A 24101-nucleotide genomic window follows, 5' to 3' on the forward strand; every position below is an offset into this window, starting at 1 on the left:
GATCATGTTTTTAATAAAATTGGTATTAAATGAAGGAGAACTTGCATGGAGTTAATCATCATCAGTGGCCGCTCTGGCTCAGGTAAATCTGTTGCCCTGCGCGTAGTCGAAGATCTTGGCTATTATTGTGTTGATAATATCCCTGTCAACTTATTACCTTCATTAGTACGTAGTGTTTCTGATAATTACGACAAAATTGCAGTCAGCATAGATGTGCGTAATTTACCCAAGGAACAAGAAGAATTTAACGATATTCTTGAATATTTGCCAGGCTTTGCAAATCCGACATTATTTTATTTAGACAGTGACGATCAAACGCTGATCAAGCGCTTTTCTGAAACCCGTCGCTTACACCCATTATCTTTGGATTCTTTGCCGCTTGATTTAGCCATCAAACAAGAAAAAGTATTACTTGATGTATTAACGACCCGTGCCGACTTTATACTGGATACCACCGACCTCAGCGTCCACCAGCTTGCAGAGTCAATCCGTGAAAAAATTCTAGGTAAAAAAGACAAAAAACTAATTATCACCTTTGAATCATTTGGTTTTAAGCATGGCATTCCAAAAGAAGCCGATTACGTATTTGATGCGCGGTTTTTACCAAACCCACATTGGGAGCCTGAGTTAAAGCCACTTACAGGCCTTGATCAGCCAGTAAAAGATTATTTAGCCAGTCACAGTATCGTGCAAAAATTCACTTGGCAGATCCAAACCTTTGTACAAACGTGGTTACCGCACTTAGAGCGTAATAACCGTAGTTACCTCACGATTGCAATTGGCTGTACCGGTGGCCAACATCGCTCCGTTTATTTAGCCCAAACCATTGGTGAAAGCTTTTCAATGAGCCACAGCAATGTAAAAATTCGCCACCGCGAGCAAGAATAACAACTCTCGTTTACAGTAAGGAATATTGATGCGCTTAGAAGATACATTTTTGATAAAAAACAAACTTGGATTACATGCTCGCGCAGCCACTGTATTAGCACAATTAGCCGTGCAGTTTGATGCCAGTATCACGCTTTATCAAGATGATAAACAAGCCGCTGGCGATAGCGTACTGGGCCTAATGTTATTAGAAAGCAGCCAAGGCAAAGAAGTTAAAGTAGTGTGTGAAGGTCCAGACGCAGAGCCCGCTCTTGCTGCTATTGGTGCACTAATCGAACAACGCTTTAACGAACAAGAATAGCTCGTAGTCAGTACCACTAAATTGCGTTAAACTGAATAAGCTGATCTAAGCTATCAGCCTAGTTAGTTATCAAAATCTACCCCACCCATTAAATTGTATTAATTATTTAAGGACGCCAATGCCAGAAGCTTTTGAACAAGATTACCCACTACAACAACTAAAACAAGTGACCAAGTCACTTAACAGTGGTCAATTTGTTCAAGTCAGGCGTATGTTGGCAAAAACGGCTCCGTGTGACACTGCGTTACTACTGGAATCATCTCCGCATAAAATTCGTACCTTACTATGGCAGCTCGTCGATCCAGATGTACAAGGTGACGTACTCGAAGAGCTTTCTGAAGATGTTCGCTTAGGGATCATTGCCCAAATGGAACCGGAGCACATTGCTGCGGCGACCGAGGACATGAGCCACGATGATTTAGGGGAAGTATTACGTAGCTTACCTGACACCGTCTACCAAGACGTTGTCAGTGCCATGGACAGTCAAGACCGCGAGCGTGCAACCCAAGCACTCTCTTATCAAGAGCGCTCTGCTGGCGCGCTGATGAATACCGATACGGTAACCATCCGCCCAGATGTTACCATTGACGTGGTGCTGCGCTACTTGCGTTTACGCGGCGAACTACCAGAGGGTACCGATGACCTTTATGTGGTTGATAAACATAACTGCTTTTTAGGCGCAATGTCGCTCACCACCTTACTCACCAACTCGCCAGATAAAATTATTCGCGAATTAATGGATGAAGATTGTGAATCAATCCCTATTTCGATGGATGAGAGTGAAGTCGCGCAATTATTCGAACGCCATAACTGGATATCTGCCCCGGTTGTCGATGATAACGATCATCTGCTAGGTCGGATCACCATCGATGATATCGTTGACGTTATCCGTGAAGATGCAGAGCACAGCTTATTAAGCTTAGCAGGTCTTGATGATGAAGAAGATACCTTTGCACCGGTATTAAAAAGCTCCAAAAAACGCTCTATTTGGCTTGGTGTTAACTTATTAACCGCGTTGCTCGCTGCAATTGTGGCAAGTTTCTTTGAAAATACCTTAGCGATTCTACCTATTCTTGCGGTCCTCAATGGTATCGTGCCATCGATGGGTGGTGTAGCAGGTAGCCAAACATTAACACTAGTAATACGTGGTATTGCGGTAGGTCATATAAACCAAACTAACCAACACTTTTTACTAATAAAAGAGCTGGCGATCGGCGCTATAAATGGCATGGTATGGTCAATTTTAATTGCCGGTGTTGTTGCACTGTGGCAATGGGACTTTAAACTCGGCGGCGTACTCGCTTTTGCAATGTTTATGAATTTAGTCGCCGCAGGTGTCGCCGGCGCAAGTATCCCACTGATCTTGAAGAAAATGAAAATTGACCCCGCGTTAGCTGGCAGCGTAGTACTTACCACCATCACAGATATTGTTGGCATATTCGCCTTCCTCGGCACCGCCACCTGGTTGTTAGTGTAGATAGGAATAGAGGCCTAGGTTCTAGGTTCTAGGTTCTAGGTTCTAGGTTCTAGCACGTAGAAAATGGCTTTAGCCATGAATGGTATAAATTTGCGCGGTATAAAGCCGCGCCTACGCAAACGCAAACCCCAACACCAATACTAAACCCGTAGGCGGAATTACTTGACCACAGCACCTCGCGCAGCTCTTAGCATTTAATCTTGATTAACTATTGGTTGGAATATTCTTCGGTGGGATTGTAAGTGCATGTTCTTAATGAAAATAACAACATACACTTATAATTTTGATATATAACATCCTAGCAAAATCCTTCTAGTATTTGATATTTATATACTCTGATATTTAAAGCCCATTCCTTGCTGTTTTTACCTCGCTCTTTGATGCGCTATTCATTAGCTCCTTCCATTGTTGTGCCGTCCAAAGTGGCTTTGCGCTTTTTACGATCCCTTGTTGGTTTTTCCTTAATACGTTATCCATAATGTTACTCCTTGCCATCTATTGGCTGTTCATCCTTGTTATATTTAATACTGTGACTCTAACGACGTGCGATTATATAAATTGCATGTATTAGACCAGGAATATACCCTAATAATGTTAACAAAATATTAATCCAAAACTGAGCACCTAAACCAACTTGTAAAAATACACCAAGTGGTGGAATAAGCACTGAAAATATAATTCGTATTAAATCCATGACTATCACTCCCTGAAATTTGTATAAGAAAGCCCAGTATAACTGGGCATTCGTGGCTTATAGATTATTCAGCTACAATAGTTAAGTTATCAACTACATCGCGAACATCTTCAGCATTTTTAGCAATTTTCACCGCGAGCTGTTTTTCAGCATCAGAACCAACAGTACCACTTAGCTTTACCACACCTTTATCGGTATCTACGTCAATATCGGTACCACCAACTTCAGAATTGAACAAGAATCGAGTCGTGATAACAGTAGTAATTTTAGCGTCAGTTAAGCCACTTTCAGTACTATCAGACTTCATTTTCTTGTTTTTTGTATCTGCATTTTTAACGACCGTTAGCTCGTTATCAACACTAGTTACGCCATCGAGGCTTAATACAAGCTCTTCAGCTAGCTCTTTATCTAAATCGCTATCAACTTTACCGGTAAGCACTACCTTGCCATTTTTTACATCAGTGTTAATGTCAAAGTTGTTTAGATTTGTGTTCATTAGAAGAACTGTTTCTGCCTTACCATCAATCCAAGCATCTTTACTTTCATTTTCCCAGCTACTTGCTTGAGCACCCATTGCCGTAGTAGCAAGAACTAACGCTGCAACCATAGATTTGTTAAATGTTTTCATAATCTTTCTCCTTTTGATTAAAGACAGTATAGTTAATGCGAACATCAGACCAACTTTTAAACCATTTAAAATCAAAAGGTTAAAATTAATTATATATAAAACCAGTTGTAGTCTTGGTAATTATTTACAGACTGATCGGTAATTTATGCTGGTCGTTGCAAAATTAACCATTTAATAGCATTATTCGTTAATCTGTCGTTAATATAACAAACACAGCTAACGAAAATAAAATTAATACATTGATTATTAAGGAAATTAATAATGGCCTAAGCTTTGCTTTAACTATTGCAGTACTGAGTAATCGTAAAATACACCAACTACATCACTTACAAGGAATACACCATGACTGTAAAACTAGAAGATCGCCCAATTGAGCAAGTCCGTGAACAAGTTATTGATCAATTAATTTATAACTACAGTCATGCAGTTATTTCAGCCGAGGCTTTTGAGCGTCGCTTAGACCAAGCGATGGAAGCGCAAGATAACCAAAGCTTAATTGATTTGGTCAGTGATCTTGAACTAACTGCAGATAGTAGTTACCAGTGGGAAAAACGTGCGCAATTTAGCCCAAACTATAGTAATAAGAGCAGCGATGAAACATTACATCTACGTAGTATCTTGGGATCAAACGAGCGCAGTGGGCAATGGGTAGTGCCAAAAGAAATTCACCTTACTAACTTACTTGGTGCTATTGAACTTGATTTTACTGATGCTATATTCCAACATCAAAATATCACCCTCCATGTTAATTGCTTGCTTGGCAGTGATCAAATTTACGTACCAGAGCACGTTAATGTCGTATCAAAACTATTCAGTATTATTGGCAGTGTTGAAAACACATCAGTGTCGCTAAATAAGCAGCAAGGGCCAACAATAACCATTGAAGGCAAAGTTGTATTAGGTTCAGTAGAAATTAAAATCAAGCGTACCATTAAGGAAAAGTTTGTCTCCTTCGCCAACAGCCTAAAAACCAGCTGGCAAGAGATGAATAAACATTAATGATAAAACAAAGTCAAAGCTTAGCACCCATAGGCGTTAAGCTTGCTGACGCACAAACTAATGTCATAAATCATTATTACGCTCATTGGGAATGTCACTTAAATACTCAACAAACTCAATTTCAAACCCAGCTGGGTCAATAAAATACACATTTTTTCGAAATGGGTTTTCCGCGCCTGGCTTATCAATACTGTAGCCAGCACTTTCTAAACGCGAAATGACCGCTGCAATATTATTGGTAACATAAGCAAAATGCGCCAAACCAATTTGATGCCCAGTTAAATCACGATTGCGTTGTTCACCATTATCACTCAATGCTAAATACTGATAGTCATCGCCAAAGTGTAACCATTTTCGTGGTTTACCATGCCATGAGCCTTCCCCCTGGCTTCTTATCGACCAGTGCGGGAAAGCCGCCTTATAAAAGTGCAACATAGCTTCAACATCATCAACTACCAAGTTCACGTGCTCTAAATACATAACAAAATTCCTTTATTTGAGTAATTAAAAGCACAATAAAACCTCAAGCAAAGTTGAGGTAAAGTGTTTTTTATAAAAAATTAACACACCGATGCAAGCCACGTAGGAAATGGCTTTAGCCATGAATTTTTAAACCGCGCGACATAAACCCGCACCTATAAACATTTTGCACAAAGAGAAAACAATGAGGGTAAATGAGAAACCAAAAAATTAATATTTTATTTTTTTCAGGCTAAAGCCCGACCTACAAAAGCATATCCCCTAGAGCATCTTTAACCTTTCCCGCTGATGCGCGGCATAAAGCCGCGCCTACGTAACCCCAAACACCCATGCTAACCCCGTAGGCGCGAGTTTACCCCGCGCAGCTTATGACTTACGGCTTATCGCTTAAAGCTTCAATCAGCTTCCCGCTACTTGCATTTGTTCTATCAATACCGAACCGGTTTGAATACCACCGCGGCGCTCTATGTCGCCCCCGATGCCGCTAATACCTTTAAACATATCTTGCAGTTTGCCAGCAATGGTAATTTCGCTTACAGGATATTGTATTTCGCCATTCTCAACCCAAAAACCAGCGGCACCGCGGGAATAATCACCCGTTACGGTATTAACCCCTTGACCCATTAATTCAGTAACTAATAAACCCGTGCCCATTGTTTTGAGTAAAGCAGACAAATCGGCATGAGTTTGTGCAACTAACCAGTTATGAATACCACCAGCATGGCCGGTTGGCATCATATTCATTTTACGCGCTGCGTAGCTCGCTAATAAATATGTTTGTAGCTCGCCGCCTTGAATGATTTCGCGGTCGATGGTTTTCACCCCTTCACTGTCAAATGGTGACGACGCTAAACCTTTTAAAATATGCGGGCGCTCTGCAATATTAACGCAGTCATTGAACACTTGCGTGCCAAGGCTATCCAGCAAAAAGCTCGATTTACGATACAGCGCACCACCACCTATTGCAGACACCAAGTGACCAAACAAGGAATTAGCTATATCAGCGCGAAAAACAACAGGCACTTTCATAGTACCTAACTTTTGGCTATTAAGCTTAGCAAGGGTTTCGCTTGCCGCTTCGAGGCCAACCGCTGCCGCGTCTTTTAAGCCGGCTTGATCACGCGCCACCGTGTAGGCTGAGTCTCGCTGCATTTGCTCGCCATCTTTACCAATCACCATAGTGCTAATACTGTGGCGCGTGCGCGGGTAGCCGGTAATTAAACCATGGCTATTACCATACACGCGTAAACCTTGATGCGATGAAAAACTTGCGCCGTCTGAATTTACAATGCGTGGATCAGCGTTAAGCGCTGCTTGCTCCGCCGCATGACACAACTCAATACCTTGTTCAGGACTAACATCCCAGGGGTGATATAAATCTAAATCAAGCGGGGCAAACTCAAGTAGGTCTTTATCGGCGACGCCATTATGTGGATCATCTGAAGTAAATTTGGCAATATCAATGGCCTTTTCAACCACTGTGCGTAATGTTTTCGGATTTAGATCAGCCGTTGATGCTGAGCCTTTATGATTACCAACATAGACGCTGATCCCTAAACCACCATCTTGGTTAAATTCGATTGTTTCGACTTCTCCCATGCGAGTACTGACAGATAAACCTGAGGTGCTCGACATAGCCGCTTCAGCGCCCGTAGCGCCGAGTTTTTTAGCGTGTTCTAAAACTTCTGCAACGGCATCTTTAATTTGAGAAATTTGAGTGTAAATAGGATCTTGCTGTTGGCTTTTCATCTTTTTAGTCCTGAGCTTGGAGCGTTTTGCGGGCGCAATCATAATACTTAAATGCTAACACACTCACTGCATTGCATCAGCTAATATTAATCATTAATTAAATGGCGTATAATGACTGCAGTTAACGTTATCATATGAGTACCCCATGGCGAAGAAAAAAGGCAAGCCTGCTGAAATTGAAGAAGAAATTATCTATATATCAAAAAGTGAGCTAAAGCGCGAAGCGCAAGAGTTTCATCAGTTAGGTGCTGAAATTGCCAAAATGGGGAAAAAACAGCGTGAACGCTTACCCTTAAATGACGATTTAAAAGCGGCAATGGTTGTTGCTGACAAAATCAGTAACAAAAGTGATGCATATCGCCGTCACTTAAATTACATCGCAAAAACATTGCGAACTGTGGAAAATATCGAAGAGATCAACGCTATTATCGACATTATGCTTAATAAAAATAATCAAGCTGAAGTGATGATTAAAAAGATTGAGCAACTGCGTGATGATTTAATTGCCCAAGGTGATGATTTGGTAAACCAAACCGTAGAGCAACACCCGGCCATTGATCGTCAAAAATTACGACAATTAATTCGTAATGCTGCAAAAGAAGTGAAAATTGAAAAGCCAGCTAAAGGCTACAAAGAGCTATTTCAATACCTTAAAGAAAGCATCATGCGCTAAACTACATTTAATGTGAGCCTATATACAGTCTGGATATCAACACTCGCTATTTATAGGCAGTTACCGTTTATTGCTGAGTAACCTCTTCAACGTGCCCTCAGCATTAACCTTAACCGCCGACGTAGGAAATGGCTTTAGCCATGAATTTTATAAACCGCGCCTACGCAAATTCAAACACCAATGCCCCCCGTAGGCGCGAGTTTACCTCGCGCAATTTTAAATTCACCACAGAGAACACCGAGGCTAACTTTAACCTATTACCTAGCTCCTAGAACCTAGTCACTTCCCTAGCAGCTCTATTCTCTACCTACAATTGCTAACGGTTTGGCGCTTTGCCATGCACCACGGGTAAAATCGGGAATATCAATTGACGCACTACGATTACTCACTGACTGTGCTGACAACGGCGATATCACAGACCAAGCGGCGCCATCGTATACATCCTGATCGAGCGCTTCACCATTGCGCAGGCAATAAATCATCCGCCAAAACATTAAGAAGTCCATACCACCGTGACCGCCATTACGCTGTGCTTCTTCGCCCATTTTCAGCCACAGAGGATGATCATATTTTTTATACCAATCAGCCATTTCGTAATCCCACTCATGAAAACTTTTAGAACCGCCATCTTCTAATGCGATACGATTTGGAAAACCGGCAAACACACCATTGGTGCCTTGAATTAAATTATGACGCGAGTATGGACGTGGCGTGGTGGTATCATGTTGAACCATAATACTACGCCCTTTTACTGTTTTAATTAGAGTCGTATTCATATCACCAGCAATATAATTAAGCTGATTACGTTGATGATCGGCTGGGAATTCTTTCTTTGCATAAGCACTACGACCCAATGCCGGTGAGCTCATCGAGGTTAAAAAGTCAAAGCGGTCGCCACGGTTAATATTCATATATTGCGACACAGGGCCTAAGCCATGAGTAGGATACAAGTTACCGTTTCGTTTAGCATGCCAAGCAGTGCGCCACGATCCCGTTTTATGTTCAACCTCTTTCATTTGCCAGCGTAATTCATGAATATACGCTGCCTCGCCGTGTAACAGTTCACCAAACACGCCTTGGCGAACCATATTCAATACCATCAGCTCATCGCGCCCATAATTGACGTTTTCCATCATCATACAGTTCTTTTGAGTACGCTCTGCGGTATCAACAATTTGCCACATTTCTTCAACCGTTAGAGCTAACGGTACTTCAACAAAAGCATGCTTACCACTGTTCATGGTATCTATCGCCATTGGCGCATGCCATGCCCACGGAGTCGAGATGATTACAATATCGATATCATCACGATTAAGCATTGCTTGGTAAGCGTTATCTGAGCCCGTATACAGTGCAGGCTTTGCTAGCCCTTTATCGGTTAGGTATTTTGCAGATTGTTCTAATACTTCATTGTGAGTGTCACAAATCGCTTTTATTTCAGTACCAGCAATATGACTCATACGTTTTACATGGCCAAAGCCTCGCTGGCCAACACCAATAAAACCAACCCGTACGACATCCATTTTTGGTGCAATCAGGCCAATTACCGATTGCCCTTGTTGCGCAGGAGCAATAGCACTGCCATTAGCGCCACTTGCACAGCCTGCAACCACACTAGCCGCAGCCGCTGCACTGGCGGCTTTTAAAAAATCTCGACGATTAAACTGCTTCATTCTTATTATCCTTGGATTTACTTAACCTCAACTTACCTAAAGCAGAGGATCAGGTAAAGTAGATAAGGATAGATAACATAGGAAAAGCAGGGGTTAGCATTAACCTTAACCGCCGACGTAGGAAATGGCTTTAGCCATGAATTTTATAAACCGCGCGGCATAAAGCCGCGCCTACGCTTTAAAACATAGGTACTAGGTTATAGGCTCTAGGTCCTAGTAACTTCCCTAGCTCCTAGCGCCTTTTACCTTTTACCTTTTACCTTTTACCTTTTACCTTTTACCTTTAACCTTTATTACACATCTCTTAAAATGGCTTTCAGTGTGCTCTTTTTGGCAAGAATATCACGATATAAAGCAAACTGATTTTGCGCACGCTCTAAGTTATGATTGGCATGCTTAATTGAAAAGTAATGATCGCCATCAATGTAATCAGTTAAAAAACGTAGGCCAATCATAAAGGTCATTACTTTAGTGCCTAACCAAAAGCTTTGTTTTTCTTGCTCGGTGATTAAGTCCTTCAAAGGCTCAACATAGCCTTTAACCACGGCCGCAAAGATTTCTTCGCGAACACCTACATTGTCTAAATTGGTTGAGTCTTCTTGTTCTGGCGAGCAGAAAGTCCGTACCATATCACCAAAATCATATAACCAATAACCGGGCATACAAGTGTCTAAATCAATCACCGCTTTGGCATCATGTGACTTATTGCAGAACAACATATTATTGATTTTAGTATCATTATGGCAAGGTCTAACGGGTACGTTGCCTGTTAACAATTTAAGCTCATCAATGAGTCCAAACTGTGCAAAGCAAAAATCGACTTCAGCTTGGCAACTTGCTAAACGCTTAACCGGATCGCTTGCAACCACTGCTTTGAGTTTTTCAGCACGCATCGCCAAATTATGAAAATCAGGTATGACATGATGCAATTGCTTGGCATCAAAATCTTCCAAGGCAACAGCAAATTGACCAAATGCATTGGCCGCAGTTTGTGCCTGTGAAGTATTTAACACGACATCTTCACTATAACTGCCGCCAATAAATTCGAGAGCACGCCAAACACCGTCATCACAATCAACTAAATAGTTATTTTCAACAGTAGGAACATGACGAATAATCGCTAAATCATAATCACCCGACTGGTGCTTTTTAGTTAAATGACGCTCGATTAAGCGAGCATTTTTTACCAGCATATCAGGCTCAGGAAAAACCTCAGTATTTAGCTTTTGCACTACTAATGATTTTTTTGGTGTCGTTAACAACATAGTGGTATTGATATGACCACTACCAATTGGTTTCATACTGACTTTTTCATTGCCAAGGCCAAAACTTTGGGACAAGTAAACCGCAATGGAATTTGACTTCATACTTACTTCGCTATTGTTGTGCCTGGGAAAAGGCAAGATCGGGGCTAGTTCATCCGTGACGTAATTCATATAATTTACCTGTAACATCCTGTAATTCTGACTTATAGGTCACTCCATACCACGACTCTTTTGCGGTATATATAGTGACTATTTGTTGATTAGATGTGATCGCTTGTTGAATTTGATCCGGTAAATAATACTCCATTCTGACACCGTTGTCATACTTTTGCAGAAACTCAGCAAAGCCTGTTTCTAAGCGATCAAAAAATGTTGGCGTAATGGCCCAAAAACTCATTGATCCCAACGCATCCGCGGCAATTTGCTCACGAATTCCTTGCGGATTATCACCCATTATTTGACCGTTCTCGTTCTGAATATTTAAATACTCAACAACATCAACTAATTGGTTATTTTTAACCTGGCATACGCCCCTATTCACGCCCCCTTGATCTGACAAAGTATCAATAATTGGATAACCCACCATAGCCCAACTGCTTAGGGTTTTAAAATGTTCAGCAAGTAATAAAAATGACGACGCGCCATAATAATCATCCGCTGTGATAACTATCGCAGGATTATGAACATGATCTTTAGCGCACAATAAAGCATGTCCGGTGCCCCAAGGTTTTGCTCGTTGTTGTGCAAGTAATTGAAATTGTTCTGGCACTAAATCAATGCGTTGTTCAACCAACACAACATCTATACCCGTTGGTAAGCGCGGTAAAATCACTTGCTCAATCTCGCTGCGCACAGCCTGATTGATCACTAATACCACTTGAGTTACTCCTGCCGCAACAGCATCTGCAATACTGAGCTCCATTATGGTACAACCAAGGCCAGTAATTTCAGCGATTTGTTTATTGCCACCAAAGCGAGTACCTAAGCCCCCCGCGAGGACCACTAAGCTTAGATGATGTTTTTTCATTTTTAACCCACTTTTACTACTAATAAATCAGAGTTTACCAGTTTCAACCGCCAGATCTAGCTATAGGAACTAGGTTTTAGGGGATAGGTTCTAGCCTAGCACCTAGTCACTTCCCTAGCATCCGTACCTTTTTTAACCTTTCGCGGCTAAAGTCGGCTCCTACAAGGGAATTGTACGTAGGAAATGGCTTTAGCCATGAATTTTAAACCGCGTGGCGTAAAGCCCCGCCTACTTCTAGCACCTAGATACCTAGAACCTAGCCCCTTTCTCTTTAACCTTTTACTTCCCTCAAAACAAAAACGGTGGCCTGAGCCACCGTTTAATCAGCAAACTAATAAAAATTAATTACCAAATTTTTACGCGTTCAGCTGGTTTGATATACATTTTGTCGCCTTCTTTAACGTCAAATGCTTGATAAAACTCAGGCATATTCGACAAGATACCGATCACGCGGTAATGGCTTGGTGAATGAGGGTCTGTCATTAGGCGGTTACGTAGTTCTTCGTCACGGTATTTACGACGCCAAATTTGCGACCAACCCATAAAGAAGCGTTGCTCCCCCGTATAACCATCAATCACTGGCGCTTTATCACCGCCAAGCGATAACTGATAAGCAGTAAAAGCAACCGTTAAGCCACCTAAATCGCCAATATTTTCACCTAAGGTCAATTGACCGTTAACGCTAGCATCTGCAAACGGTTGGTACTCGTTATACTGTGCAACTAACTGGCCGGTACGTGCTTCAAACTGTTTAAGGTCTGACTCGCTCCACCAATCACGTAAATTACCATCACCATCATACTTCGCACCTTGATCATCAAAACCATGGCCTAACTCGTGACCAATTACCGCACCAATTGCACCGTAGTTAACCGCATCATCCGCTTCTAAGTTAAAAAATGGTGGTTGCAAAATGGCCGCTGGAAATACAATTTCGTTATTCACAGGATTGTAGTAAGCATTCACTGTTTGTGGTGTCATATGCCATTCTGAGCGATCAACTGGCTTGCTTAGCTTGTCAATCATATCCGCATAAGCCCACTCACTATGACGAATATAGTTACCAACTAGTTCATCAGGATTAATGTTCAGCTGTGAATAGTCTTTCCAGTTATCTGGGTAGCCAATTTTTGGGGTAAATTTGTCGAGTTTTTCTTTCGCAGCGAGCTTGGTTTCTGGGCTCATCCACTCTAGGTTTTCAATCGCAACGCCGTAGCCTTTGATCACGTTATCAACTAACTCTTCCATGCGCGCTTTAGCTTCTGGTGGGAAGTTTTCTTTAACGTATACCTTACCTAAAATTTCACCCAACACTTCATTAGAGGCATCTACAGCTTGCTTCCAAAGTGGAGTTTGCTCTTTTACACCGCGTAATGTAGTGCTGTAAAAGTTAAAGTTTAAATCAACCAACTCTTTATCTAATACACCGGCATAATTGCTGACTAAGTGAAATTTTAAGTACTGTTGCCACGTTGCTAAATCTGTCGCTTTATAAATATCGGCAAATTTTTCAAAGTAGCTAGGCTGACTAACAATAATATCTTGTACGTTTACACCAGACGCTTTGAAGTATTCTACAAGATCAAACTCACCGGTTAGCTTACTCGCATCACTCACGCTCATCTTATTATAAGACTTTGTCGCATCGCGGCTTTCAACACGCGTCCACTGCGCATCTGCAATACTGGTTTCAAGTGCAATAATTGCTTTTGCGGCTGCATCGGCCTTTTCTACGCCAGCGCGCTTTAAAACGTCAGCAATGTATACTTGGTATGCGGCACGAATTTTAGTGAACTTCTCGTCGTCTTTTAAATAATAATCACGATCCGGTAAGCCAAGGCCTGATTGATACGCATATAATGCATTTTCACTTGAGTTTTTAGCATCGTTATTTACATACCAACCAAATGGCACTGCACCGCCTTGCATGCGAATTTTCGCCATCAGCGCCACTAAATCAGACTTGTTTTCTACGTCATCAATTGCCGCTAAAGGCGCATTCAGCGGTGTAATACCTAACTCATTACGTTTTGCTTCATTCATGTAGCTTTTGAAAAACGCACCAAGTTTATATTCATCAGTGCCAGCTTTAACCGCTGTATTCGCAGCCGCTTTTTCAAGCACTGTTTTCATCGCTGCTTGCGAATCATCATATAACTGTGAGAACGAACCGTAATTTGATTTATCGCCTGGGATTTCAGTGGTAGCCAACCATTGGCCATTTACGTGATAGTAAAAGTCATCCTGTGCACGGACCGACTTGTCTATATTAGCCAATTCAATGCCTGAACTGAGCTGCTCTACTGATGCGCTAGTAGCAACCGTTTCCGGCGCTTTAGCTTGTTCTTGTTGTTCACCACAACCAACTAGGCCCAGCGCAAGCGCAATACTTGCTGCAGTGAGTGATATTTTTTTCATGGGAGTCCCGTAAATCATTATTGTTGAGCATACAAACCCTTCTAGCAGCTTAATAATAAGCTGCTCGCTTATCCCATCATAAACCTCATCGCAGCAACAATAAAATTGAATATGTAACAATTCGTATCAAAACACTAAAATCGTTATCTATTATCCAGCCAGGCATAACCCCCTTTACTTAAATCTCACCACTAACTCGTGCAGTGCCTCAGATACTGTTTTTAGTAATGAAATAGCAGCAGCAGTATCTTTTGCATCCGTAAAACTGTGGTTAGCTAACTCTGAAATACGTAGAATTTGCTGATTCACATCTTCAGCAACATGTGACTGCTGTTCAACAGCCGTTGCCATTTGGGTCGACATACCGGCAATTTCACTTACCGCTTCAGATACACCTTTAAGCATTTCGCTACTTTGCAGCACTTGAGTCAAACCATGCTCGGCATTTTTACCACCTTTTTCGGCAACATCCACCGCACGCGTTGCCCGTGTTGTTAACTCATTCACTATGTCATAAATATCTTTAGTTGAGTCTTGAGTACGTTTAGCTAAATTACGAACCTCATCGGCCACCACCGCAAAACCACGTCCCTGCTCACCAGCACGTGCCGCTTCAATGGCAGCATTCAGTGCTAATAAATTTGTTTGCTCAGCAATTTGCTCAATCATTTGTGCTGCTTCAGCAATATTTTTAGTTTGCTCAGACACACGCTGTACCGACTCGCTTATTTCTACAACTGTGTCGCGTAGCTGTTCAATAGCTTGCTGTGTGGCATTGGCAATTTGCCCGCCTCTAATAGTCAACTCGTTAGCAATATCGGCATGCGATGCAGTATCAGCAACATGTTTAGCCACATCAGCAATAGTTGTAGCCATTTGATTCATGGCCGCTGCGGCTTGCATAGTTTCGTTTTGCTGTTGCTCAATTTTATCAAGCATGGTTTTAGTTAAGCGCTCGCCAATATCAGACTGCTGCGACACATTCTTAGACTCATTTTCAATACGGGTGATCACCGCCCCTAAGTGCGCTTGCTGACTTTTGATTGCCACTTTTAAATAGCCTAAGTCACCCGTATCATCGGTATAGCTGCTAACCGCCAGCGAATGAGAAAACGCGCCAGATAACATTTCATTAAGTGCATGCACCAAGCGTTTTTTAGCTATTTGCCCCCATATTGCATAACTTAATGTCGCAGCAATAAATAGCAATAACGCGGCATTTTGCCAGCCCATCGCAAATAACAACAGCGCTATAATAGCGGCAATAATTAAGGCAATATTCTCTACTGCAATAGGCAAGCTTAGCTGTTTATTATTTACTATATTTTTATATAATGCGTCAGCCCGTTTTACATCAACTCGACTAGGGCATGAGCGTACTGACTCATAACCAGTCACTTTACCGCGCTCAGTCACAGGGGTGACATAAGCATCAACCCAATAAAAATCGCCATTTTTACAACGGTTTTTAACTAAGCCCATCCAAGGTTTGCCCGCCTTTAAATGCTCCCACATCACTTTATAAGCAAGAGAAGGCATGTCTGGATGCCGCACAATATTATGTGGTTGACCAATTAATTGCTCTTTAGTAAAACCACTTATGGCAACAAACTCATCATTGCAATCAACAATTTGACCTTTTAAATCAGTCACAGATATGAGTTTAGAGCCACTAGGAAAAGTTCTTTCTGTCGTAGTGACGGGAAGATTTTCGCGCATATTTATTCCTTAAATTATCAACGCTTAAAATATAGTATAAAAAACACAACACAGCACAGTATCATATAAATACAACACCTTTCGCAGCTAAAGCTGGCTGCCACAGACAAATTGTACCAAACGTAGGAAATGGCTTTAGCCATGAATTTTATAAACCGCGCGGCGTAAAGCCGCGCCTACGCAAATTCAAACACCCATGTTAACCCGTAGGCGCGAGTTTACCTCGCGCAATATTATGTTCACCACAGAGGCGCTTAGCGCTACACCGAGAAATGAAAGGTTAAAGATTGGAGATTATCTAACATCTAAATACAACTTGCGCGGCATAAAGCCCCGTCTACGTAAATCTAAGCACGATCAACACTGCGTTTTTATTTTTTCGATGATTTCTACATTTGCAGCGGGGAAGTTATATTCGTCTAAGTGAGCAATTGCGACCCAAGCGCTTTGTTGGCCTTCGGCGCCATGGGCTTGACCAGTAAAATCCGTGACTAAATGCACATCGAGTTTGACGCACTTATCGCCGTAATCATGCTCAATCACCATCAACTCGCTTGAGCTATTAATTGTTAAGCCAACTTCTTCTTGGAGCTCACGTTTAAGTGCTGCGAATACGGTTTCACCAGCTTCTACTTTGCCGCCCGGAAATTCCCACAAACCACCTTGGTGTTTGTCATCAGGGCGCTTACAGATAAATAGTGTGTTATCTGCTTTGATAACCCCCACCGCTACATGCACAATTTTTTTCGTCATCATATTACCTTTATCAAAACCGCGCGGCATAAAGCCCCGCCTACGCTTTAAAACATAGGTGCTAGGTTTTAGGTTCTAGGTTCTAGGTTCTAGGTTCTAGATCCTAGTCACTTCCCTAGTACCTTTGTCTTCCTAGCACCTTTACCCTTTACCCTTTAACCTTTAACCTTTACCCTTTACCCTTTACCCTTTACCCTTTACCCTTTACCCTTTCACCACATTCCGAAAAGCAAAAAAGCGACGCAAGCGTCGCTTTTTCAGTATTAAAACAGCTTATTTTAACTTACCACAACACTGTTTAAACTTTTGACCTGAGCCGCATGGGCATGGTTCATTACGGCCAACTTTTGGCTCTACACGTGCAGATACAACGGCACCTTGTGGTGTTTCACCGCCTACATGCTCAACTTCTTCATGTTGGTATTCGCGCGGTGCATTTTCGCTCTTACGGTGTTGCTCTTCTACTTTTTCAACATCTTCTTCAGCGCGTACTTGTACTTTACTTAAAATGCTTACTACATCAATTTTAAGGTTTTCAAGCATTTCTGAGAACAGTTCAAACGACTCACGCTTGTACTCTTGCTTCGGATTCTTTTGCGCGTAACCACGTAAATGAATACCTTGGCGTAAATGATCCATTGCCGCAAGGTGATCTTTCCAATGTTGATCTAAGCTTTGTAGCATGATCGCTTTTTCGAACTGACGCAGTACAGAATCACCCACTTGCTGCTCTTTATCTTTGTAAGCTTGCTCAACGGCTTCTTCAATGCGCTCACGTAACTTTTCTTCATAAAGTTTGTTATCGTCAGCTAGCCATTGTGTAATCGGTAGCTCAATTAAGAAGTCTTGCTTTAAACGCTCTTCAAGACCTGGGATATCCCACATTTCAGCTAAACTTTGCGGTGCGATGTATTGGTCGATCATATTACCTAATACGTCACCACGAATAACCGTGATCGTTTCTGAAATATCGCCTTCTTCAAGCAATTCATTACGTTGTGAATACACCACACGACGCTGGTCGTTTGCCACATCATCGTATTCAAGTAATTGTTTACGCACATCAAAGTTACGTGCTTCAACTTTACGTTGCGCGTTTTCAATGGCACGGTTAACCCACGGGTGCTCAATCGCTTCGCCACGTTGCATGCCCAGTTTACGCATCATATTAGTCATGCGTTCACCAGCAAAGATACGCATTAACGCGTCATCCATTGATAGGTAAAAACGGCTTGAACCGGCGTCGCCTTGACGACCCGAACGACCACGTAGCTGATTATCAATACGGCGTGATTCGTGACGCTCAGTACCAATGATATGTAAACCACCAGCGGCAATTACAGCATCATGACGAATTTGCCATGCTTCTTTAATCGCTTTGATTTGCTCGTCAGTTGGGTTTTCAAGTTTTTCAACTTCGCTATTCCAGTTACCGCCTAACACGATATCAGTACCACGACCGGCCATGTTAGTTGCGATGGTTACTGTGCCTGGTAAACCAGCATCGGCAACGATGTCTGCTTCTTGGGCATGGAACTTAGCATTAAGTACGTTGTGCTTGATTTTTTCTTTACGTAAAAATTGCGATAAATATTCAGAGCTTTCGATTGAAATGGTACCCACCAATACTGGTTGGCCGCGCTCTTGGCAATCTTTAATGTCGATTAAAATGGCTTCGTATTTTTCTTCTTGCGTTAAGTACACTAAATCAGCGCGATCTTCACGGATCATCGGCTTATTAGTTGGCATAACAACGGTATCTAGGCCATAAATTGACTGAAACTCAAACGCTTCAGTGTCGGCAGTACCAGTCATACCGGCAAGGGTATCGTAAATACGGAAGTAGTTTTGGAATGTAATTGACGCTAACGTTTGGTTTTCGTTTTGAATTTTTACATTTTCTTTTGCTTCAACAGCTTGGTGTAAACCTTCAGACCAACGACGCCCTTCCATGGTACGGCCAGTGTGTTCATCAACAATGATTACTTCGTTCTCTTTTACAACGTAATCAATGTCTTTTTGATACAGCTTATGGGCACGTAATGCCGCATAAATATGGCTAAGTAGCGTAATACTCGCAGCAGAATAAAGCGAGTCGCCCTCTGCTATCAAACCACGTTCTGTTAATAACTCTTCAACTTTGATTTGGCCGCGTTCAGTTAAATGAACTTGCTTAGCTTTTTCATCAATGGTGAAATCGCCGTCGCCTTCAACACCTTCTTCGTCTTCTTTCTCTTGTAATTCAAGTAAAGGGACAATGGTATTAATTTCAGCATATAACTGTGAGCTGTCTTCAGCAGGGCCGGAAATGATCAGTGGAGTACGGGCTTCATCAATTAAGATTGAGTCAACTTCATCGACTACCGCATAGTAAAGCGGACGTTGTACGCGTTCGTTGATGCTAAACGCCATGTTGTCACGTAGATAATCAAAACCAAATTCGTTATTAGTACCGTAGGTAATATCAGCGGCGTAGGCTTCTTTTTTCTGTTGTGGCATCATACCCGGTACGTTACAGCCAACAGTTAAACCTAAAAATTCAAATAATGGTCGGTTAGTTTCAGCATCACGCTTAGCAAGGTAGTCATTCACAGTAATAACGTGAACACCTTTCCCAGTAATACCGCGTAAGTATGCAGGTAAACTTGCAGTAAGGGTTTTACCCTCACCAGTACGCATCTCTGCGATACGGCCTTGGTGTAACACCATGCCACCTAGTAGCTGTACGTCAAAGTGACGCATGCCATTTACACGCTTTGATGCTTCACGTACCACGGCAAATGCCTCTGGCAGGATATCGTCAAGGCTTTGTCCGCTATCGTAACGTTCTCTAAACTCTGCTGTTTTGGCTTTTAAATCTGCGTCTGAAAGCGCTTCAAGTTGCGTTTCAAGCGCGTTGATCAGCGCGACCGTCTTTCTTAAGTTTTTAATAGTGCGGTCATTGCGACTACCAAAAATCTTGGTAAATAAATTAGATATCATGATAAAACCGTTACAATGTGTTCTTTGCTAGCCGATTATCGGCTAACCCATTTTTATAATTACTAATTAATAGATTACTCACACGAGCACATATTAATTAGCAATTTCGAGAAACGTTGTGAAATACAGCGTTCAATACGTGCGCTACTATACCAGACTCTGCGAAACATCAAACCATCGCGTAGTTAAGATATCAGTTTTCTGCAAGAAAATTTACCATAAGCCGTAAACATTACTTTAATTAAGACTGTGAAACACCATTAACTTTGAAGATATGGAGGTAGATGATAAAAAATCAAGAGGGGTATAAAAACTTAGGTTCTAGGTTAATCAGTTTTAACACAAAAGATGAAAGGTTAAATCTTTCGCGGCTAAAGCCGGCTCCTACATTTGAAACCACAGATGCTAAGTCGGTCCTAGTACCTTTGTCTTCCTAGCACCTAAAACCTTTATTTTTTACCATGCCTTGCGAGTCGTTCTAGTTTTTCTTTTAGTGACGGTGGTGCACTTTGTGCAATCGCATTAAGGTAATCAGCTGTTTGTTCGCTCATCGGAAGTTTTTTTGCGGGGGTAGCGTTTGCTGTTTTTGTTGCATTATTTGGGCTTAACCGTTGGCTGGCTTGTGGGTTAGCGGTAATTTTAATTTGCCCAAGCTCTGCCATACCGGCACTGCGAAAGTGTGACAGCATATCCATTTTTAAGTAATTTAACCGCAGTGCTATTGGCGCTGATACCGCCTCAATCATCAGCGTACCATCGCGATAATTACTAACGCGACATTTTCCACCTAAGTTAGCGCCCAAAAATTCACTCAATAACGTTTGTTGTTTATCCAATGCCTGGCTTTTACCAGCATACGACGACAAGCGACCACTAAGGCCAGCCATAATATCGTTTAAAGGTTTTGGCGCGAACCTATCTTTAGCCATGCAAAACACCAAAAGTTACATTGAAGAGATTGAGTTTAATTGAATGCAAAGGTTAAAGCTACCTCGAGAAATGAAAGATACTGACGCTAGGTGTTAGGAGCTAGGTTAAAGATGAAAGGCAGAGGCTAGCTCTATCTGAAATCTAACTCCGATACAATCGCGCGGCATAAAGCCGCGCCTACGCAAATCCAAACACCCATGCCACCCCGTAGGCGCGAGTTTACCTCGCGCAATATTATGTTCACCACAGAGGCGCTTCGCGCTACACCGAGAAATGAAAGGTTAAAGGTTAAAGGTTAAAGGTTAAAGATTGGAGATTAGCTCCACCTGAAATCTATAATCTAACGTCTAAATACAACAGCGCGTATAAAGCCGCGCCCCTAGTACCTAAAACAGGGGAACCTAGCATCTAGTCACTTCCCTAATACCTTTAACCTTTTAATTTTGATACTTTTATCCTAACCTTGTTTCTAATTTATATAATTTTAAATATAGCAGGATCAACTATGAAAATTATCCACCATGGAGCGGTGAATGGCGTTACAGGCTCTTGCCATCAACTAGACTACGAGCAACACGCATCGGTGTTGATTGACTGTGGGTTATTTCAAGGTGAAGACGCAGGGCCAAGCTTAGCTATCGACTTTGATATATCGACCGTCACCGCGCTGATTGTTACACATTGCCATATTGACCACGTTGGCCGCATACCTTACTTATTTGCTGCTGGTTTCGCTGGCGCTATTTTTACCTCAAAGGCATCGGCAAGTTTATTGCCATTAGTGATTGAAGATGCACTTAAAGTTGGCGTCACGCGGGATCAAAAAATTATTAATGCTTGCTTAAACTTGCTCGCAAAACGTATTGTCGCTATCGAATTTAATTGTTGGTTTAATCTACCCACCAGCAACAAAAAGCCTACAGCTAAAGCACGCTTACAACGTGCTGGGCATATTTTAGGCTCGGCTTATGTTGAAATAGATATAGTAACTAAAGCTAACAAGGAAAATCCCCATCGAGTGGTGTTTTCTGGTGACTTAGGAGCACCGCATACGCCATTATTACCGTCACCAAAAGCGCCTTATAAAGCGGATACTCTGGTGATTGAATCAACCTATGGTGATAAAAACCATCAGGGCCGCAAAGAGCGCACCCAAACACTGAAAAAAGTAATTGAAAAAGCAGTGGCCGATAATGGCGTGGTATTAGTGCCGGCCTTTAGCATTGGCCGCACACAAGAATTACTTTATGAGCTAGAGCAAATAATTCACAACGCAGCTAAAAACTCACCTTGGCACAGTTTAGAAGTTATTGTTGATTCCCCCATGGCGGCAAACTTCACTACTGAATATCGTAATTTCAAAGCACTGTGGGATGATGAAGCCAAAAAACGCCTAGCCAAAGGCCGTCACCCATTAAACTTTACACAGTTGCATACAATTGATAGCCACCAAGAGCATATCGCCGTGATTAATTATTTAAGTAACCGCAAGCAACCAGCAATTATCCTTGCTGCCAGCGGCATGTGCACCGGCGGGCGCATAGTGAATTATCTAGAGCGATTTTTATCTGATAAAACGACCGATGTAATTTTTGTTGGCTACCAAGGTCGTGGCACGCTTGGCCGCGATATTCAAACCTATGGGCCAAGTAATGGTTATGTGCACATTAATGACCGTAAAATCACTATAAACGCAGCAGTACACACCATTAGTGGCTACAGTGCCCACGCAGATCAAACTGGGTTAATAAAATTCGTAACGGGTATGCGTAAAAAGCCAAACTTGATAAAAATAGTGCACGGCGATGATGATGCAAAGCAAGCATTAGCGCAGAAGTATCGGGAGGTACTCGGAGAAGGAGTTAAAATTGAAATTGGGGAATAGTAAAGTTACGCTGACGAGCTTCGAGTAGCAAGTTACGAGCAGCCCAGTGTTAAATCTAGCCTAATTCCTAGTCTTTAACCTTTTCATTATTCTGTGTAGCACAGGTTGTGAGATTATAATGAGCTTTTGATTACATAAATCAATTTCCCAAGCATCCTCCCAATTACTTCGCACTCATTTAATGCGAACTCTGTTTGCTCGTGATTAATATAACCAAGCTCAAAAGCAATCATAAGTTGCGTTTTTAATTCTCCTACAGAGCCTTTTGCCACAGAAAGAAAGTATGCTCTTTCTTTATCGGAATAACGCTCATACCCCTCAGCTATATTACTCGGAACAGAAACAGCACAGCGACACATTTGATCTTTAAGCCCAAAATCTCGTAAATCATTGAAAACTTGATATACAAATAAACTTAATGAAAAAGATTTCTTCCATACATCTAAATTTTCATATTTCATCACCCCTCCTGGGTTACTACTCCCTTTCGAAAACGACTAAATAACAATGAAACTATAATTTAACTGTAGGACGTAATATATCACCTCGCAGCACAACCCCAGAACCTAATTACTATAATCAGCGGCTACGATGATACGTAGCCCGCAACTCGAAGCTCGAAGCCTCTGACATCTATTTTTTACACTGCCTTTAAATGGCTTGGTTTGTTAGGATTTACTAACTCTGTTACAAAACTTGTAAAGTCAGTGCCTAGGTTTTCATCACGCATGCTGTATTCAACAATCGCTTTTAAATAACCTAATTTATCGCCACAATCATGGGCACGGCCACTCATGTGAAATGCCTCAACCGCTTCAATTTTCATCAGCATATCAATAGCGTCAGTTAATTGAATTTCACCACCGGCACCAACAGGGGTTTTACTAAGCAATTGCCAAATAGTTTTTGAAAGTACATAGCGGCCAACTACAGCTAAGTTTGATGGCGCGTCACCAACACTTGGTTTTTCAACCATAGTTTTAATTTTCGCACTCTCACCAGCTGTAATTACAGCACCATCGATATCCGCAATACCATATTTACTAACATCTTGCTCTGGCACTGGTTCAAGCATAATTTGACTAGCTGATGTTGCTTTAAAACGTGTAATCATCGCCGCTAAGTTTTCGGTTTTTTGGTCTGCCGTGTATGCGTCAAGGATTACATCAGGTAGTAAAACCACAAAATCATCATCACCAATAATTGGCTTAGCGCATAATACGGCATGGCCTAAACCTTTAGCTTCACCTTGGCGCACATGTAAAATAGTTACATCAGGCGGGCAAATAGAACGTACTTCATCAAGTAACTTACGTTTTACGCGTTTTTCAAGTGTGGCCTCAAGCTCAAAGCTGGTATCAAAATGGTTTTCAATCGCATTTTTAGAGCTATGAGTAACAAGCACTATTTCTTTAATACCCGCGATTTGTTTGGTAGTGATTAAATAATCGTTAAAGGTTAAAGGTTAAAGGTTAAAGGAAGATAAAGGTACTAGGGAAGTTACTAGGACCTAGAGCCTATAACCTAGTACCTATGTTTTAAAGCGTAGGCAGGGCTTTA

Annotated in this window: 20 protein-coding genes and 1 pseudogene; 6 read left to right on the forward strand and 15 right to left on the reverse strand. The window is 41.8% G+C overall.

Annotated features, from left to right (window positions below):
- The first annotated feature begins 45 nt into the window (after positions 1-45).
- The 3 genes from rapZ to mgtE all read left to right on the forward strand — a co-directional run bounded on the left by rapZ (position 46) and on the right by mgtE (position 2666).
- Positions 46-888, forward strand: coding sequence for an RNase adapter RapZ (gene rapZ, locus ENH88_RS13120; protein WP_304182741.1), 843 nt, complete (start codon positions 46-48; stop codon positions 886-888).
- 28 nt (positions 889-916) lie between these two features.
- Positions 917-1189 (forward strand): HPr family phosphocarrier protein, encoded by a 273-nt coding sequence (locus ENH88_RS13125; protein ID WP_304182742.1) that lies wholly within the window; start codon positions 917-919, stop codon positions 1187-1189.
- A 118-nt stretch (positions 1190-1307) separates the two neighbouring features.
- Positions 1308-2666, forward strand: coding sequence for a magnesium transporter (mgtE, locus tag ENH88_RS13130; protein WP_304182744.1), 1359 nt, complete (start codon positions 1308-1310; stop codon positions 2664-2666).
- Between the two features lie 342 nt (positions 2667-3008).
- Here the strand turns inward: mgtE and ENH88_RS13135 are convergent, their stop codons facing one another.
- From ENH88_RS13135 to ENH88_RS13145, 3 genes are all read right to left on the reverse strand, one after another.
- Positions 3009-3143: a hypothetical protein gene (locus ENH88_RS13135; protein WP_304182745.1), complete on the reverse strand. Its 135-nt coding sequence runs from the start codon at positions 3141-3143 to the stop codon at positions 3009-3011.
- Between the two features lie 58 nt (positions 3144-3201).
- On the reverse strand, positions 3202-3360 hold the full coding sequence (locus ENH88_RS13140; protein ID WP_064667813.1) for a YqaE/Pmp3 family membrane protein: 159 nt from the start codon (positions 3358-3360) through the stop codon (positions 3202-3204).
- Positions 3361-3424: 64 nt separating this feature from the next.
- Complete coding sequence (locus ENH88_RS13145) at positions 3425-3988, reverse strand: BON domain-containing protein (RefSeq protein WP_304182748.1); 564 nt, start codon at positions 3986-3988, stop codon at positions 3425-3427.
- A gap of 342 nt (positions 3989-4330) precedes the next feature.
- Here ENH88_RS13145 and ENH88_RS13150 point away from each other — a divergent pair, with 342 nt between their 5' ends.
- Positions 4331-4987 (forward strand): LiaF domain-containing protein, encoded by a 657-nt coding sequence (locus ENH88_RS13150; RefSeq protein ID WP_304182749.1) that lies wholly within the window; start codon positions 4331-4333, stop codon positions 4985-4987.
- A gap of 63 nt (positions 4988-5050) precedes the next feature.
- On the opposite strand, the gene ENH88_RS13155 is transcribed toward ENH88_RS13150, so the two are convergent.
- Together ENH88_RS13155 and pmbA are read right to left on the reverse strand one after the other, a co-directional pair.
- Positions 5051-5467, reverse strand: a complete 417-nt coding sequence (locus ENH88_RS13155; protein ID WP_304182750.1) for a VOC family protein — start codon at positions 5465-5467, stop codon at positions 5051-5053.
- Positions 5468-5866: 399 nt separating this feature from the next.
- Positions 5867-7216 (reverse strand): metalloprotease PmbA, encoded by a 1350-nt coding sequence (pmbA, locus tag ENH88_RS13160; RefSeq protein WP_304182752.1) that lies wholly within the window; start codon positions 7214-7216, stop codon positions 5867-5869.
- Positions 7217-7361: 145 nt separating this feature from the next.
- On the opposite strand from pmbA, the gene yjgA reads away from it, so the two are divergent.
- Positions 7362-7889: a ribosome biogenesis factor YjgA gene (gene yjgA / locus ENH88_RS13165; RefSeq protein WP_304182753.1), complete on the forward strand. Its 528-nt coding sequence runs from the start codon at positions 7362-7364 to the stop codon at positions 7887-7889.
- 296 nt (positions 7890-8185) lie between these two features.
- Here yjgA and ENH88_RS13170 read toward each other — a convergent pair whose 3' ends face one another.
- From ENH88_RS13170 to ENH88_RS13205, 8 genes are all read right to left on the reverse strand, one after another.
- The gene (locus ENH88_RS13170) at positions 8186-9562 is read right to left on the reverse strand and encodes a Gfo/Idh/MocA family protein (RefSeq protein WP_304182754.1); all 1377 of its coding nucleotides are present in this window, start codon (positions 9560-9562) and stop codon (positions 8186-8188) included.
- 293 nt (positions 9563-9855) lie between these two features.
- Positions 9856-10929 carry a phosphotransferase enzyme family protein gene (locus ENH88_RS13175; protein ID WP_304182755.1) on the reverse strand — a complete coding sequence of 358 codons (1074 nt, stop codon included), beginning with the start codon at positions 10927-10929 and terminating at the stop codon, positions 9856-9858.
- Between the two features lie 49 nt (positions 10930-10978).
- Entirely contained in the window at positions 10979-11854 is an 876-nt protein-coding gene (locus ENH88_RS13180; protein WP_304182756.1) for a nucleotidyltransferase family protein, read from the reverse strand.
- A gap of 345 nt (positions 11855-12199) precedes the next feature.
- Positions 12200-14272, reverse strand: a complete 2073-nt coding sequence (locus tag ENH88_RS13185) for a M13 family metallopeptidase (protein ID WP_304182757.1) — start codon at positions 14270-14272, stop codon at positions 12200-12202.
- A gap of 174 nt (positions 14273-14446) precedes the next feature.
- A complete protein-coding gene (locus ENH88_RS13190) occupies positions 14447-15991 on the reverse strand; it encodes a methyl-accepting chemotaxis protein (protein WP_304182758.1) in 1545 nt (514 codons plus the stop codon).
- Positions 15992-16348: 357 nt separating this feature from the next.
- The gene (mutT, locus tag ENH88_RS13195; RefSeq protein ID WP_304182764.1) at positions 16349-16744 is read right to left on the reverse strand and encodes an 8-oxo-dGTP diphosphatase MutT; all 396 of its coding nucleotides are present in this window, start codon (positions 16742-16744) and stop codon (positions 16349-16351) included.
- 273 nt (positions 16745-17017) lie between these two features.
- Positions 17018-19726 (reverse strand): preprotein translocase subunit SecA, encoded by a 2709-nt coding sequence (gene secA, locus ENH88_RS13200; RefSeq protein ID WP_304182760.1) that lies wholly within the window; start codon positions 19724-19726, stop codon positions 17018-17020.
- A gap of 449 nt (positions 19727-20175) precedes the next feature.
- Positions 20176-20655 carry a DUF721 domain-containing protein gene (locus tag ENH88_RS13205; protein WP_304182761.1) on the reverse strand — a complete coding sequence of 160 codons (480 nt, stop codon included), beginning with the start codon at positions 20653-20655 and terminating at the stop codon, positions 20176-20178.
- A 506-nt stretch (positions 20656-21161) separates the two neighbouring features.
- Between ENH88_RS13205 and ENH88_RS13210 the strand changes: the two genes are divergently transcribed.
- A complete protein-coding gene (locus tag ENH88_RS13210) occupies positions 21162-22541 on the forward strand; it encodes an MBL fold metallo-hydrolase RNA specificity domain-containing protein (protein WP_304182762.1) in 1380 nt (459 codons plus the stop codon).
- Positions 22542-22654: 113 nt separating this feature from the next.
- Here the strand turns inward: ENH88_RS13210 and ENH88_RS13215 are convergent, their stop codons facing one another.
- On the reverse strand, positions 22655-23002 hold the full coding sequence (locus ENH88_RS13215) for a four helix bundle protein (protein WP_304182763.1): 348 nt from the start codon (positions 23000-23002) through the stop codon (positions 22655-22657).
- Positions 23003-23181: 179 nt separating this feature from the next.
- Positions 23182-23988, reverse strand: a pseudogene (locus ENH88_RS13220) (UTP--glucose-1-phosphate uridylyltransferase); the annotation flags it as partial.
- Positions 23989-24101 lie beyond the last annotated feature (113 nt).

Origin of the sequence: Pseudoalteromonas prydzensis (assembly GCF_011050055.1) — a bacterium.
GTDB lineage: Bacteria > Pseudomonadota > Gammaproteobacteria > Enterobacterales > Alteromonadaceae > Pseudoalteromonas > Pseudoalteromonas prydzensis_A.